Origin of the sequence: Bacillus sp. S3, from assembly GCF_005154805.1 — a bacterium.
In the GTDB taxonomy this organism is placed as follows: domain Bacteria; phylum Bacillota; class Bacilli; order Bacillales; family Cytobacillaceae; genus Neobacillus.
This window is the reverse complement of record NZ_CP039727.1, coordinates 3,967,779-3,982,197: the sequence shown is the minus strand read 5'-3', so window position 1 is coordinate 3,982,197 and position 14,419 is coordinate 3,967,779. Positions and strand designations below refer to the sequence as shown.

Sequence of the window (14,419 nt, the reverse complement as noted above, 5' to 3'; positions counted from 1 at the left end):
AGTAAAGAATGGATGTGAGTGAGCTCATGGAAAATAATAAAAAGAGAATTTATCTCTCCCCGCCCCATATGACTGGCAATGAGCAAAAATATATTGAAAGGTCATTTCAATCCAATTGGATTGCTCCACTGGGTCCTAATGTGGATCGGTTCGAAGTGGAGATTGCTCAATATGTGGGAGTTAAGGGAGCGCTTGCTGTAAGTTCAGGTACGGCAGCTATCCATCTGGCCTTACGTCTGCTGGATGTAAAGGCAGGTGACAAGGTTTTTTGTTCCACACTTACATTTGTCGCAAGTGCAAATCCAATTCTTTACCAGCAGGCAGTACCGGTGTTCATAGATTCAGAGTTTGATACATGGAATATGTCGCCAAAGGCCTTGAAAAAAGCTTTTATGGATGCTGAAAAAGAAAGAAAACTGCCCAAAGCTGTTATTGTTGTTCATCTCTATGGTCAGAATGCAAAAATGGATGAAATCATAGAAATCTGTAATTTTTATCAGGTCCCGATTATTGAAGATGCTGCAGAATCATTGGGCTCTACTTACAAGGAGAGAAAAAGTGGTTCGATTGGTAAATTTGGTGTCTATTCCTTTAATGGAAACAAAATTATTACCACTTCGGGCGGGGGAATGCTGGTTTCGAATGATCAGGAGGCATTGGCTAAGGGAAAGTTTTTCGCAACACAAGCACGCGATAATTATCCCTATTATCAGCATAGTGAACTAGGCTACAATTATCGAATGAGCAACATCTTGGCCGGAATTGGAATTGCGCAGCTAGCTGTAATTGAAGAGAGAGTAAAACAAAAGCAGGCAATTTATCAGCAATATGTACGTGAATTAAGTCAAATTAAAGAGTTTGTTTTTATGCCTGAATACCAAGGGACCCGTCATAATCGCTGGTTAACGGCTTTATATATTGACTCAGAACCACCAGTGTATACACCGCTTGAGTTAATACAGGAACTTGAAAAAGAAAATATTGAAGCGCGACCGGTTTGGAAGCCCATGCATTTACAGCCATTACTTAATAAATACCGGTTCTATCCACATTCCAGTCAGTTATCCGTTGCGGAATGTTTATTTAAACGAGGGATTTGTCTGCCTTCAGGAACCAGCATGACTGAAGCGGAACAATTACGTGTCATCGATACAATCCAATCTTTTATAAATAGTCGGAGTAAACAGCATTTTATTGCTACATAGGTCAGAGCTGAAAAAATTTTTTAAGCGAACGTTCTTTATAATGAAATAATGGTTCTTTACCAGAAAGGGGTGGCCGATCATGAGCTTTCAAAAACGGTTGTTTTCTTTATTAGCAATTGATTCTTTAATTGTGTTCACATCCGCATATATCTGTTCTTTTCTTTTATTCTCTGGCTGTGCTGTCCCCACTGTCCCCCTGACACTTGTATCAACCACCTTGTTAGTAAGCCATCATTTGTTTGCTTATAAATATAAGCTTTATAAAAGGGCTTGGGAGTATGCAAGTGTCGATGAGATGGTAACCGTTCTAAAGGCCGTAACCTTCTCCGTCATCACTGCAGCGATTATTCAATTTGTGATAGGACAGCAAATATATTTTCGAATTTTAACAACCACATGGATGATGCATTTATTTTTAATAGGGGGCACCCGTTTTTCTTGGCGTCTCTATAATGATCAACATTTTTCCAGCGGCAAAAAAGTGAAGAAGAGGACGCTCATCATTGGAGCCGGTTCCGCCGGTATACTAGTGGCCAGGCAATTAAAATATAGTAACGATTGCGATCTTATTCCAGTGGCCTTTATTGATGATGATAAACAAAAGCAGCACCTTGAAATTTTGGGGCTCCCAGTACTTGGCGGCTTAAATAATCTCAAAGATGTGGTCAAAAATCAAATGATTGAAAATATTATCATTGCAATCCCATCGCTTAGTAAAAAAGAATTGCATGCTATTTATCTGGAGTGCACCAAAACAAAGATTAATACACAAATGATGCCTATGTTTGAAGATTTAGTTACCGGCAAGGTCTCCGTTAATGAAATACGAAATGTAGAGCCAGGTGATTTGTTGGGCAGGGAGCCGGTTGAATTAGATACCCACTCAATTTCAAAATACATGACAAACAGCGTGGTATTAGTAACCGGTGCGGGTGGATCAATCGGCTCGGAAATTTGCCGGCAAATTTCCCAATTTTCGCCATCAAAACTTATTTTGCTTGGCCACGGTGAGAATAGTATTTATACGATTGAAATGGAATTGAAATCCACATTACGCACAAATATCGAAATTGTAACTGAAATTGCGGATATTACCGATAGGGATAAAATGTTCTCTGTTATGAATGAATATAAGCCAAGGGTAGTTTTTCATGCGGCAGCCCATAAGCATGTTCCATTAATGGAACGGAACCCTGAAGAAGCCATAAAGAATAATGTGATTGGCACGAGAAATGTAGCGGAGGCGGCGGGAGAAAACAGTGTTGAAACCTTTGTGATGATATCGACAGATAAGGCGGTAAACCCAACAAGTGTGATGGGAGCTACAAAGAGAATTGCAGAGATGATCGTACAGGATCTCAATCAAAAAAGTAATACAAGGTTCGTTGCCGTCCGTTTTGGAAATGTGCTAGGGAGCAGGGGGAGTGTAATCCCATTGTTCAAGGATCAAATCTCTAAGGGTGGTCCTGTTACGGTCACACATCCAAAAATGACAAGATACTTTATGACCATCCCTGAAGCCTCTAGACTCGTCTTACAAGCGGGAGCACGTGCAAAAGGCGGCGAAATTTTTGTACTTGATATGGGTGAGCCAGTAAAGATAGTTGACCTAGCAAAAAATCTAATTCGTTTATCCGGCTATTCAGAGGATGAGATTGAAATTATTTATTCCGGAATAAGGCCAGGGGAGAAACTATTTGAGGAAATTCTTAATAAAAATGAGGTGCAGGATGAACAGGTTCATCCGAAAATCTTCGTAGGGAAATCAGTGAATTTAGATGCTAAAAAGATTGGAGAATTACTTGAGAATTATAGCTTTTTAGACAGGGGGGCACTCAAGGAAATGCTATTATTTTTGGCCAATCAATCTAATGAATCAATAAGAGTAGTGGTTTAACAGTTACGTTATCTTGATGGATGATGGAGTGTGGAGAGGATGTCTTCAAACAAAAGAGAGATACTTTTAGTTGCGCCATTTACGATACTTCCCGGGGAAAAAGGATTTAATAGATTTACTTATATTGCAGAAAAACTAAGCAGTAAAGGACATCGGGTAACGTTACTGACAAGTAATTTTAAGCACAGTGATAAGGATTTCCGTGATGAAACGAAAATTGAAATGATTGGTAAGACCCTAAATTATCAAATCATCATGATCAATGAATTGGGCTACAAACGGAATATAGGGTTTGACCGAATTCAAAGCCATCGGCACTTTTCGAAACAGCTGGCACTATATTTGAAAAATAGTAAACAAAAGCCTGATGTGATTTATTGCGCTTATCCGATGATGGATGCTGCCTTTATTGTTGGCAGGTATGCCAAGAAGTTGCAAATTCCTTTTATTATGGATATTCAGGATGTATGGCCGGAAGCAATCAAAAATGCCATTCCGCTTCCGGAAGCAGTGGCGGATGTTTTCTTATATCCGCTTACGGTCTATGCCAATAAAATATATCGTTTAGCCGACTATGTTGTTGGTGTTTCCAAAAGTTATGTACACCGTGTAAATAAGGTTAATAGTAATGCTAAAAGCTACCTACCTATTTTTATCGGAACAGACCTAGGCGTTTTTGATACCTGTAAGGGAATGACGGTAAGAAAAGACCCTAATGAATTTTGGATAACCTATATTGGTACAATTAGCTATAGTTATGACTTGGAAACGGTCATTCGTGCAGTTTCAATTCTAAAAAATAAAGGCATGAGCAATATTGTGTTTAAAGTATTCGGATCTGGTCCATTACAACCAAAATTTGAACAGTTGGCTAATCAGTTGGATGCCCCTGTTGATTTTATGGGGCATTATAAATATGAGGAAATGATTCCCTATTTAGTGAGTTCGGATATTGCGGCGAATGCCATCAGTAAAGGTGCACAGCAGAGCATTACGAATAAAATTGGCGATTTTTTGGCAGCAGGTTTACCAGTCTTAAATAGCAGTCTTAATAAGGAATTTATCGAAATGGTGACAGCTGAAAATATTGGATATAACTATAACCCGGGAGATTCGCTCAAATTAGCCGCCTTAATTGAACATCTTTATCATAATGAAGGGCTGCGGGCGGCCCATGGGGCTAATGCCAGGAGATTGGCGGAACAAAAATTTGATCGCAGACATTCATACAAGGAAATTTATCGCCTTATTGAACAGGCCTCCCTATAAGGAAAATAAACATGGAGTGTTCAAGAATGATGCCTGCACAAAATAAACGACGAGGGACAAGGGCTGTTATCAAAAATAAACCAACTTTTCGAAAGAAACTCCTTTTTACCGGGGTACTGTTGTTTGTTCTTTTCCTTTTTTTTGGAGGCCGATTTCTTGTGATTAATGAGGAACCGAAGGAAGCCGATGCGATCGTTGTATTAAGCGGGGGCGAAGGACGACTTGAAAAAGGAATGGAACTGTATAAGCTTGGGATTGCACGAAACATCATACTATCAAATGGATTAGCAGATGGTTTATGGGAAAGGGCTGGATCACTTGTGCCGGAAGAATCTCTCGTATTGGAGAGCAAGGCAGATAGCACATATGAAAGTGCAGTCTATGTCAAGGACATCATGAAGAAGAAAAACTATCATTCTGCCATCATAATCTCATCTGATTTCCATATGAGGAGGGTGAAATATAACTTCGATCGGGTCTTTAAAGATGATGATCCTGCACTAACCTATGTTGCTAGTGAAACTTCCTATAATCAAATGGCCTGGTGGATGAGTAAACGCAATATTGGAATCACTGTTAGCGAATATGTAAAAATCATTGGCAACACCTTTGGGGTTCATGGAACCGACGCGAAGAGAACCTTATACCGGTATGTTGAAGTGTTTTTTTATGAATAATGAAACAGAAATTCTATTGAAAGGGTGAGAGATTCTTGCAACAGAAAAAATTAATTAACGAGATTTTCTTAATGAGAAGCATCTCTTGTTTAAGTATTTTACTACTTCATGCAATGGCAAGAGCGTATGCGGATGAAAATCAAACAGTCAATTTACTGAGAGTGCTATTAACTTTCGGTACACCTACCTTTATTTTTATTTCAGAATTTATTTTGGCACGTTCCTATCCGGAAGAACTGCCGGCTAATTTTTGGTCCAAACGGTTAAAGTATATTATGGTTCCTTATGTTTTGTTTGGCGCATTTTTTGCACTTTTAAAAGCCGTCGAACAATCTGTGGGCACTGGAGGTAATCCCGCAGGTGCATTCGGGTCATTTTTATGGCGGCATCTCTTATTGGGGGATTATCATGGATACTTCATACTTGTAATCTTTCAATTTTATTTATTGCATTATTTCTTTCATAAATATTTAAAGGGATGGAAGCCTACTATGGTAATGGGCACTGCACTTGCCATTAATCTGGTTTATTTAGGTTTCTTCAATTTTGTCAAACCATACCCAACAGAAATAGGGGTCTATATTTGGGAGAAATTCTATTGGATTCCGTTTTTTGGCTGGTTATTCTATTTTACACTTGCATACTACTGCGGCAGAAATTTTCCACTGTTTATCCATTTTTTAAATAAATACTTTAAATGGGTCATTGTCAGCCCAATCGTATTTGGTGCCGTTTGTTTATATATATATGATTCCCAACTAATCCCTGTTATTTCATCAAAGAGAGTCGATATGGTGTTTTTTACAACGAGTATGATTTTGTTGATTTATTATATTGCGGCAAAAATCCCCAAAGTACCTAGAGTCTTCGGTTGGATTAGCCAGTATTCGTTCGGAATATATTTAATCCATCCCGTCTATTTAGCGGTGATGTATGCTGCTTACAATCTGTTCTCCTTAGAAATTCATCCATTCGTGCTTTCCGTCTTCTATTTCATGGGCAGTTTGTTATTGTCCATTGCCACTACATTTGTTTTGAACAAAATTCCATATGGCTATTATCTGTCTGGAAAAATAGCAATCGGCATGAATGACAGCAAAGTTAGGAAGGGGCCGCTTCTTAAGCGAAAAACTATTCATGGGTAATTTTAATAGACATATGATTGTTTTTTGGAAATATGTATGATTTCATTATGTCGAATTTTGTTATATTCATATAATAATCTTGTATTTCAATTATTAAAGAAAGGAGTAGTTTAAAATAGCAACTAATCCGATTGTCTATGTTGAGGATTTCACAGGCAGTACACCACAGGCAAAGATTCAGGCAGCGATTGATTTCGCTTCCCAGAATGCACGGAAAACAGTCGTTGCTGGAGATCAGGATTATTATATGACGGGTACGGTCATTATTAAACAGGGTGTTAAGCTGCAAGGGAGCTATGGGACAAGATTTGTCATTGGCGCAAACGTCAGGGGTTTTGAACTGCAAAAGGATGCTTCATTATGGGATGCCAGTATTATGACTGATTTTACGGGGTACAGCAAGGAAGTTATTTATTTGGACGGGAAATATAACTATTACAATACGTGGAATAATACGTCACTCAAAAACCTTGTCCTGGTAAATTGGACTGGGAAAGTATCAGGCACAGGAATTCGGTTGTACTCAGGCGGCAAAGGTCATGAAATTTCATTTGTCAACTTTACAGATATAAAAATTGTGTCCTTTGGGAAAGGCATTCATTTAACGGCCGTTAAACCTGCTAGTGGATTTGCCTATGTAAATGCTAATCGATTTGATAAAATTTCATTAGAAGATTGTATTGAAAATATTGTACTAGAAGGCAGTGAAACGATTCCGAATGAATGCAGCGGTAATTCCTTCACCAATTTGCAAATTCAACCTTCAAACAATACCAATCTTATTATGACCATCCAAGGGCAATATAACAAAATAGATGGTGTTTGTTGGGATTTGCAAGAGATACAGCATACGAATCCTGTATTTATCTTTAAACGAGAGAGTAACTATAATGAATTGGCTATGAAATCAATTCCGGCCAATCGAATATTGAATAGTGGAAAATCAAAAAATAGATTCGATAGTTTTTAATTGTTAAAAGAATGACGTGAAAGAAAAGCAGGAGGAGCATAAAATTGCTCCCCTTGTTTTTTATTTTACATGTAAAAACTTCACGCAAACTGGATATGGAACAGGAATGTCTGACTGAATGAGTGTCAACTTGCCAGATGCATCATCTCGTGAAAATAATACAAGATTACCTGATTCTTGGTTCGAAGCAAGAATAAATTTCTCACTTGGGTCCAAGGCAAAATCCCTCGGCCAATCCCCTTCAGTAGAAACGTGTTCAACAAAGCTAAGTTCCCCCGAAAACGCGTCCACACGAAAAACAGCGATACTATTATGTCCACGGTTCCCTGCATAAACAAAACGTCCATCTGAAGAAATATGAATAGCACTGCCTTGATTATTACCTGTAAAATCATCCGGTAAGGTAGAGATATATTGCTTTTCAGTAAAATGGCCATCTTCCTCATAGTAGGTTAATACGATCACCTCTGAACTAAATTCAGTCATGATATAAGCATACTTGCCATTCGGATGAAAAACCAAATGCCTAGGGCCGCTGCCGCCTTTTAGTGGCAAGAGATTTGCCTTTGTAAGGGTGCCATCACTACCGACGGAATAAGTAATCAGTGCATCAATCCCTAATTCAACAACTGCTAGATACTTTTCATCTGGCGTAAGCCCCGCATAATGGGAATGGGGTTTTTCTTGGCGCGGATCTGGCCCTGAGCCTTCATGCTTCATTTCTGATACCACCTGCTGGACAGAACCATCTGATTGATTAATTAAGCGTGAATCTACCAAGCCCTTATGGTAGTTTGCGCTGAACACATAGCGATTTTCGCTGTCCACACTAACATAACAAGGGGAGGAGCCTGGAAGTACATCCCGATTAATAGCGGTTAGGGCGCCATCTTCACTAATAGAATAAGCAGCCACACCGCCGTTTTCCCCATCCTTTGCCACAGCATAAAGGAAACAGTTGTTCTTACTAATCGCTACATATGTAGGATTACCTAATTCAGCTGCCACTTGAATATTTTCAATCTTTGCTGCCTGGGGATCAAAGGAAAAAGAGTAAATCCCTTTACTGTCTCCCTTTGTATACGTTCCGATATATCCGATATAATGATTTTTATTTACCATTTATTCTGCTCCTTTACATTAGTATCCACTATTATCATATCCTAAAATAGTTGAAAAGCTAAACATATAGAACATAACCCATTTTGAAAGGAGCCTTTTATTTGCATTCTTGAAAGGAATAAGTAATATTTAAATTATCATGGACAAATCTGCGTTCATTTTTTTAATCGTTCTTAAAAGGAGTTTGAATATGGCAAATAACAAGAAGAACAAGAAAACAGAAACGAATTCATCATCCAAGTTTATTTTCTGGGTCATTGGTTTGATTGCTGTTGGCGTTTTGGCACTAATATTCTTTGGCAATCATTCTAAGGATCAGAATGAAGTAAAAGGAACTAAGATTGATTATAGTAATCAACCGTTCTTAGGTGAGAAATCTGCTCCTGTCTCTATTATTGAATTTGGTGATTATAAATGCCCAAACTGCAAAAATTTTACTGAACAGGTTGTACCAGTGATTGAAAAAGAGCTAGTGGATACAGGAAAGGCAAAATTCTATTTTATGAATTATGCTTTTATTAATGTGGACTCCACACGAACAGCTAAATTTGCGGAATCGGTTTATCAAGTACTTGGAAATGATACGTTTTGGAAATTTCATGATTTAATCTATAAAAAACAGCCTGAAGATATGAAATATGAAAAAATCGATATTTTTACCGAAAAGTTCTTAACCGATACATTGAAAGAAGTGGCAAGTGATGAAGAAGCAAACAAGGTGGTTGAACACTTTAATGCTGATAAATCAAAGGAATCCTTTCAGAAGGATATGGACCTTGCTGGTAAACTGGGCGCTACCGGTACACCGGCCATCTATGTAAATGGTCAATATTTTGATGGACAAACGATCGATGACTTAAAAGACATGGTGGATAAAGCGGCAAAGGGTGAATAACATGAATAAATCCATACTCCTTGCCTGGATTGCTGCCATCATCGCCACACTTGGCAGCCTGTATTTTAGTGAAGTAAAGCATTTTATACCATGTACGTTATGTTGGTACCAGCGGATTTTTATGTATCCATTAGCGATTATTTTAGGTATAGCCGCCTACCGGAATGATAGAAAGATATTTCAATATGTGCTGCCTCTGTCGATCATTGGGGTGCTGATTTCCGGATACCATACATTATTACAAAAAATCCCATACCTGCAGCAATTTGAAATGTGCACTTCCGGAGTGCCGTGTTCCGCGGATTATATTAACTGGCTTGGGTTTATCACAATACCAATGCTAGCATTGATTGCATTTATCATTATTACCATTAGTATGGTTATGTTAATGAAAAGCCAAAAAGAAAAAGAGACTATCCGCGGATAGTCTCTTTTTAATCAGGAAGTACTTCGACTTATCTTACAGTCTTTGTTGTTCTTGCTGCTTTACTTTTAATCTCTCTTCTAATACATGTACCATATGCAAGAAATGATTAGCTTCCCGTACGACATGGTCTGCTAACAGCGGGTCGATCACGTTTCTGATTTGACAATTTTTGATAAAATCCAGTCCTGCCTTTTTAAAAGCAAGAATCTCCTGAGCCGCATTTTCGCTGTCTTTATTAAGCTTTCCAATGATTGGGTAGGCAGGACTTTTCCTATATAACATAGATTCCACATCTCTTGCCTGGTTAAGAAGAACTTCAAAATCGTCGCCAAATTTCAAGGCAGTCCTAACTAAATTTCGTTCCGATTGGTCTAGCAGGGAAGCGATGAAACGGGAATGCTCCATCATAATCCTCAGCCAAAAAACATTCTCCTTGATAATCGCATCTTGAATCGGGTCTAAAATCCCCTCATTAAATTTTTTCAGTGTTCTCATGAAATACTCAGCTTCACGGGCAATATGGTCGACAAGTAGTGGGAAGTTAAATCCCATGACCTTACAGTTGATGATGAGGATAAGGAGGTTCCGTTTAAAATTCCGCAATCCTAGGACAAGCTGAATCGAATCTTCATTTAACTTGCGGACGGCTGTTACATTATTAGGGGTTTGATAGGCCCTTTTTTCCTGCTCCTCAAAATAATGATAAAAACGGTCGGTTTGCTGAATAAGATGTTTATCTTTTCGATTAAAGCCTTCCCCCAGAAAATAAGAATGTTCCTTCATAATTCGCAGCCAAAATTTATTCTCTGTTAATGAACGTTCAATAAATATTTGCTCTGTTAATGATTCGGGTGGTGGTGCAAATGATTCTGGAGCAACTAACATTTGATTATTGGCATCCATTCCGTTAAAACCCTGCGGTTGTACCATGTTTCGCCCTCCTTCATACCGTCTATCTCATTATATTTACGATATTTTTGTTTATGTTACGACGGCCTTTCATGATTCAGAAATATTGGTACAGAATAGAGGTAGTAGAATCTAATTATATGGAGGAAGAAATGAAAGCATCCGATATTGTCGTGAGTTGTTTAGAGAACGAAGGGGTGGAATTTGTCTTTGGAATTATCGGCAAAGAAGTCCTTGATTTAGGTGATTCTTTGTCCGCTTCCGAAAAAATCACCTACATACCGGTTCGCCATGAGCAAGGAGCGGCATTCATGGCAGATATCTATGGACGAATCTCGGGAAAACCAGGAGTTTGCTTGGCGACGCTAGGTCCGGGGGCGGCGAATCTATTAACAGGAATGGCAAGTGCAAACCTGGATCATTCACCTGTTATTGCCCTGTGCGGTCAAAAAGGATTGGAAGATCAGCATAAGAATGCCCATCAGTTTATAGATATCCAAAAGGTGTTCGAACCTGTTTCAAAATGGGCCATCCAAATAAAAGCAGCGAATTCCATTCCGGAAATCATCAGAAAGTCCTTTCGACTGGCAGGTGAAGAGAAGCCTGGAGCCGTAATCATTGAACTGCCTGAAAATCTAGCTATGGAAAATGTGACATCGAAACCATTAGCCATTACTGAATTACCGAAAGGTGTTCCTGGGTCTGAGGCACTTCAGCTGGCCACTGTAGACCTGAATAATAGCCAGCGTCCCTTTATAATTGTTGGTAATGGGGTAATCCGCCAAGATGCAGTTATGGAAGTTCAAGCATTGATTGAACAACTCGGCGCTCCTGTTGCAACAAGCTTTATGGCCAAAGGGGTGCTGCCAAAAGATCACCCGCAAAATTTTTATACATTTGGGTTTATGGAAAAGGATTATGTCCTTCGAGGGTTTGAAGAAGCTGATTTACTGCTTGTGATTGGCTTCGATCAGGTTGAAAAGCTTCCATCGGAGTGGAACAAGAAAAAAGTCCCGGTCATCCATCTTGCTGCAACTGCAGCTGAAGTGGATGAATTTTATCCCGTTAAGAAGGAATTAGTCGGGAACTTGAAAGAAACATTGCCGCTATTCCTAGCAAACAATGTAAAGCCGAAACCTTGGCTGCCTTCCGAACGGTTAAAGAGTCGGATTGAGGAATCTTATTCTATTGTTGAAAAAGCAACAACAGGTTCTGCCTTAACCATCGAGAAAATCCTTCATGTCCTTGAGAAAGTTCAGACTGAGGAAACCATTGTCATTTCAGATGTGGGCTCACACAAAGTAGCGATGGCAAGAACATATCAACCAAGGCATGCCAAGCAACTAATTATGTCAAACGGGTTTGCCTCCATGGGAATCTCGATTCCCGGTGCCATCGGGGGAAAATTAGCTGCCCCGGATAAAACAGTCATCTGTATTACCGGTGACGGGGGAGCATTAATGAATTTTGCCGAACTGGAAACCGCAAAAAGGCTTGGTGTATCCTTTGTGATTATTGTATTAAATGATTCGATGCTGAAGCTTGAAGTAGACACAATGAAGAAAAAGTTTGGCGATAGTTTTGGAGTCACTTTTTCAAACCCTGATTTTGTGAAATTGGCAGAAAGCTTTGGAGTAAAAGGAATGGAAGCAGCCAGCGTGGATGAATTTGAAGCAATGTTAACAGAAGCAATGAATTCGAAAGGTGAGATTGTGCTCATTGATACTATGGTGCAAAATGATTAGTTGAAAGGGTAAAGCATGAAACCCGCGCCCCTCAAATAGGAAGAGAAAAAAGCGGTCAAACCAATGGTTTGCCGCTCCTCTCAACAGGGAGTTACCGTGAGATTATCCTCTAATCATTAGTACATCATAAAAGATGCACCAACAATGATTAAAAGAATAAATAAAACAACAATTAAAGCAAAGTTGTTGCCGTGTCCGCCTCCAGACATAGAAATCACCTCCTCTGTTAAATAATTACAATGTATGCATGAAACCTTAGATTTGAAATGGACAAGTGCATATAATTAAAAAATTAATGTGGAGAAGCAGTTAAACATTAAAAAAGGCTGACCCTGCACAATTTGCAGGTCAGCCTTTTTCTTATTCCATCGCATCATAAACAGCTTTCGTTTGTTTGTTCACACCATACCAGCCCCATGTTGCTGTGTGACCTTCACCTGTACTTGGATTATCCACCACAAATTCGTAAACATGAATAATATAGTCCCCATTTTCGGCATCGTGGTCATACACCACTTTCACATTTTTTTCAGCTGTAATATTTAGATGCTTCTTTACTAAATCAACCGCTTGTTCATGTGTAAATGACTTGTTTGCTTCTTCTTGTTTCTGTTTTTCCTGTTCTGTCTTATTTGTTTCTGCTTGCTTTTTCGCTTCTTCTTCTTGCCGCTGTTTTTCCTGCTCCGCGGCAGTTTTCTTTTTCGTCGTTTCTTCAAGCAGTGTTGCCGCGTCTTTAGCCATTGTTTCAATGGAACTAACGTCAGGTAAATCTGTTGTTTCCGCTACTTCCTTAAAAACTTCAGCTGCTTGATCAAATTGATGATCCTCCAAAAGTGTTTTTCCTTTAATCATTTTTTCCTTCATTGTTTCGGAAACTACTTTTGCCTGCTGAATTTCTCTTAAAAGGGCATTCGCTTGTTTTTTGATTTTCTTGTCAGATTTTACGGATGAATTTTCTTTCAGCAGCTTCTTGATTGAAAAGACAGCTGCATCAAAATCTCCTCCGTGAAAAAGTGTAAGGCTTTCTTGTAAGGTTTCAGCAAAGTGGAGATAATCTTTCGCCTCAGTCGTTTCCTTTTCTTCAAGGGCATTTTCAAATTTAGCGATGGCTTGATTATAGTCTCCTTTTTGTAGTGCAGCCTTTCCTGAATTGAAGCTTTCGGTATAAGCTTTTGGCGTACACGCCGAAAGGATCAGTGCTGTTAGAATTAAAAGAGTCATTCTTTTCAATTTATTTCCTCCTTGTGGTTCCATTTAATAGGACGGATGTTAGTTAGTTAAAATTGTACAGTTTCCGACAGATTCTGACAATAAAAAAGGACACCTGGCCCCATGAAAACGGGGCCAGGTGTCCTTGGACTGATGGTGGACTAAATTGTTTTACCCAGGAATGCTGTCAGCATCCACACATGTTTTTCTAGACCGGAATGAATCGCAAGCAGCATATCGCCGGTTGTTTCGTCATCTAGTTCCCCGGCAAGACTCATGCCTTCCTTCAATTCACCAATAATAATGGAGAAGTCATTGATAACGGACTGAACCATTTCATCTGCGGCTTCATTACCGGATGCTTCTTGAATTGATGAAATTTCCAGGCATTCTCTCATAGTTGCAACAGGATTTCCGCCGATTGCGAGTAAGCGTTCTGCTAATTCATCAACATGAAGCCCTGCTTCATTGTAAAATTCCTCAAATTTAACATGGAGGGTGAAAAATTGCCCGCCTTTCACATACCAATGGTAGTTATGTAATTTCATATACATGATAGACCAATTGGCAATTTGCTTGTTCAGTACGCTGACTAACTGATTTTCCATTTATAAACCTCCCTAAAATATCCTTCTATTATATTATTACCAAAAATCTTCAAGGAATCTTGTATCAATTCAATGAATTTGGTGTCGAATTGGTGAAGATTTTTCTGTAAACAAGCTTTTTCTATATTACATGCATACAACAATATGTAATAAAGGAGGTTTAACTATCCATGTAAGGAATATTTAGGTAAAGATGAGTGATTGGTTGATTATTCCAATCGATAGACAAAAGTTATGATGGCAGGGTTCAAATTAGCAGCCGATACATTACCAATTATTGGACGATGAATAAGAATGTTACAACTGGTAGGGTTAGTACTAGAGACACGGACAAACGAAAA

14 protein-coding genes are annotated in these 14,419 nt (G+C 38.9%); 9 read left to right on the top strand and 5 right to left on the bottom strand.

The window, feature by feature from the left end; genetic code table 11:
* Positions 1-26: 26 nt before the first annotated feature.
* The 6 genes from FAY30_RS19405 (at position 27) to FAY30_RS19380 (ending at position 7,163) form a co-directional block, all read left to right on the top strand.
* Positions 27-1,205 carry an aminotransferase class I/II-fold pyridoxal phosphate-dependent enzyme gene (locus FAY30_RS19405; RefSeq protein ID WP_149871402.1) on the top strand — a complete coding sequence of 393 codons (1,179 nt, stop codon included), beginning with the start codon at positions 27-29 and terminating at the stop codon, positions 1,203-1,205.
* A gap of 79 nt (positions 1,206-1,284) precedes the next feature.
* Positions 1,285-3,102 (top strand): polysaccharide biosynthesis protein, encoded by a 1,818-nt coding sequence (locus tag FAY30_RS19400; protein ID WP_149871401.1) that lies wholly within the window; start codon positions 1,285-1,287, stop codon positions 3,100-3,102.
* A 39-nt stretch (positions 3,103-3,141) separates the two neighbouring features.
* Complete coding sequence (locus tag FAY30_RS19395; RefSeq protein ID WP_149871400.1) at positions 3,142-4,371, top strand: glycosyltransferase family 4 protein; 1,230 nt, start codon at positions 3,142-3,144, stop codon at positions 4,369-4,371.
* 26 nt (positions 4,372-4,397) lie between these two features.
* The gene (locus FAY30_RS19390) at positions 4,398-5,048 is read left to right on the top strand and encodes a YdcF family protein (protein ID WP_190284691.1); all 651 of its coding nucleotides are present in this window, start codon (positions 4,398-4,400) and stop codon (positions 5,046-5,048) included.
* Between the two features lie 35 nt (positions 5,049-5,083).
* Positions 5,084-6,193, top strand: a complete 1,110-nt coding sequence (locus FAY30_RS19385) for an acyltransferase family protein (protein ID WP_149871398.1) — start codon at positions 5,084-5,086, stop codon at positions 6,191-6,193.
* A gap of 247 nt (positions 6,194-6,440) precedes the next feature.
* On the top strand, positions 6,441-7,163 hold the full coding sequence (locus FAY30_RS19380; RefSeq protein WP_223820804.1) for a hypothetical protein: 723 nt from the start codon (positions 6,441-6,443) through the stop codon (positions 7,161-7,163).
* A 60-nt stretch (positions 7,164-7,223) separates the two neighbouring features.
* Here the strand turns inward: FAY30_RS19380 and FAY30_RS19375 are convergent, their stop codons facing one another.
* Positions 7,224-8,285 (bottom strand): lactonase family protein, encoded by a 1,062-nt coding sequence (locus FAY30_RS19375; protein WP_149871396.1) that lies wholly within the window; start codon positions 8,283-8,285, stop codon positions 7,224-7,226.
* A 190-nt stretch (positions 8,286-8,475) separates the two neighbouring features.
* Here FAY30_RS19375 and FAY30_RS19370 point away from each other — a divergent pair, with 190 nt between their 5' ends.
* Together FAY30_RS19370 and FAY30_RS19365 are read left to right on the top strand one after the other, a co-directional pair.
* Entirely contained in the window at positions 8,476-9,180 is a 705-nt protein-coding gene (locus FAY30_RS19370; RefSeq protein ID WP_149871395.1) for a DsbA family protein, read from the top strand.
* A 1-nt stretch (position 9,181) separates the two neighbouring features.
* The gene (locus FAY30_RS19365; protein ID WP_149871394.1) at positions 9,182-9,607 is read left to right on the top strand and encodes a disulfide oxidoreductase; all 426 of its coding nucleotides are present in this window, start codon (positions 9,182-9,184) and stop codon (positions 9,605-9,607) included.
* A 33-nt stretch (positions 9,608-9,640) separates the two neighbouring features.
* Here FAY30_RS19365 and FAY30_RS19360 read toward each other — a convergent pair whose 3' ends face one another.
* On the bottom strand, positions 9,641-10,537 hold the full coding sequence (locus FAY30_RS19360; RefSeq protein ID WP_149871393.1) for a DUF2935 domain-containing protein: 897 nt from the start codon (positions 10,535-10,537) through the stop codon (positions 9,641-9,643).
* A gap of 131 nt (positions 10,538-10,668) precedes the next feature.
* Here FAY30_RS19360 and FAY30_RS19355 point away from each other — a divergent pair, with 131 nt between their 5' ends.
* A complete protein-coding gene (locus FAY30_RS19355; protein ID WP_149872782.1) occupies positions 10,669-12,261 on the top strand; it encodes an acetolactate synthase large subunit in 1,593 nt (530 codons plus the stop codon).
* A gap of 116 nt (positions 12,262-12,377) precedes the next feature.
* On the opposite strand, the gene FAY30_RS19350 is transcribed toward FAY30_RS19355, so the two are convergent.
* The 3 genes from FAY30_RS19350 to FAY30_RS19340 form a co-directional block, all read right to left on the bottom strand.
* The gene (locus tag FAY30_RS19350) at positions 12,378-12,470 is read right to left on the bottom strand and encodes a YjcZ family sporulation protein (protein ID WP_149871392.1); all 93 of its coding nucleotides are present in this window, start codon (positions 12,468-12,470) and stop codon (positions 12,378-12,380) included.
* A gap of 151 nt (positions 12,471-12,621) precedes the next feature.
* Positions 12,622-13,491, bottom strand: a complete 870-nt coding sequence (locus FAY30_RS19345) for a tetratricopeptide repeat protein (protein WP_149871391.1) — start codon at positions 13,489-13,491, stop codon at positions 12,622-12,624.
* Positions 13,492-13,631: 140 nt separating this feature from the next.
* A complete protein-coding gene (locus FAY30_RS19340; protein ID WP_149871390.1) occupies positions 13,632-14,078 on the bottom strand; it encodes a Dps family protein in 447 nt (148 codons plus the stop codon).
* Positions 14,079-14,419: the final 341 nt, after the last annotated feature.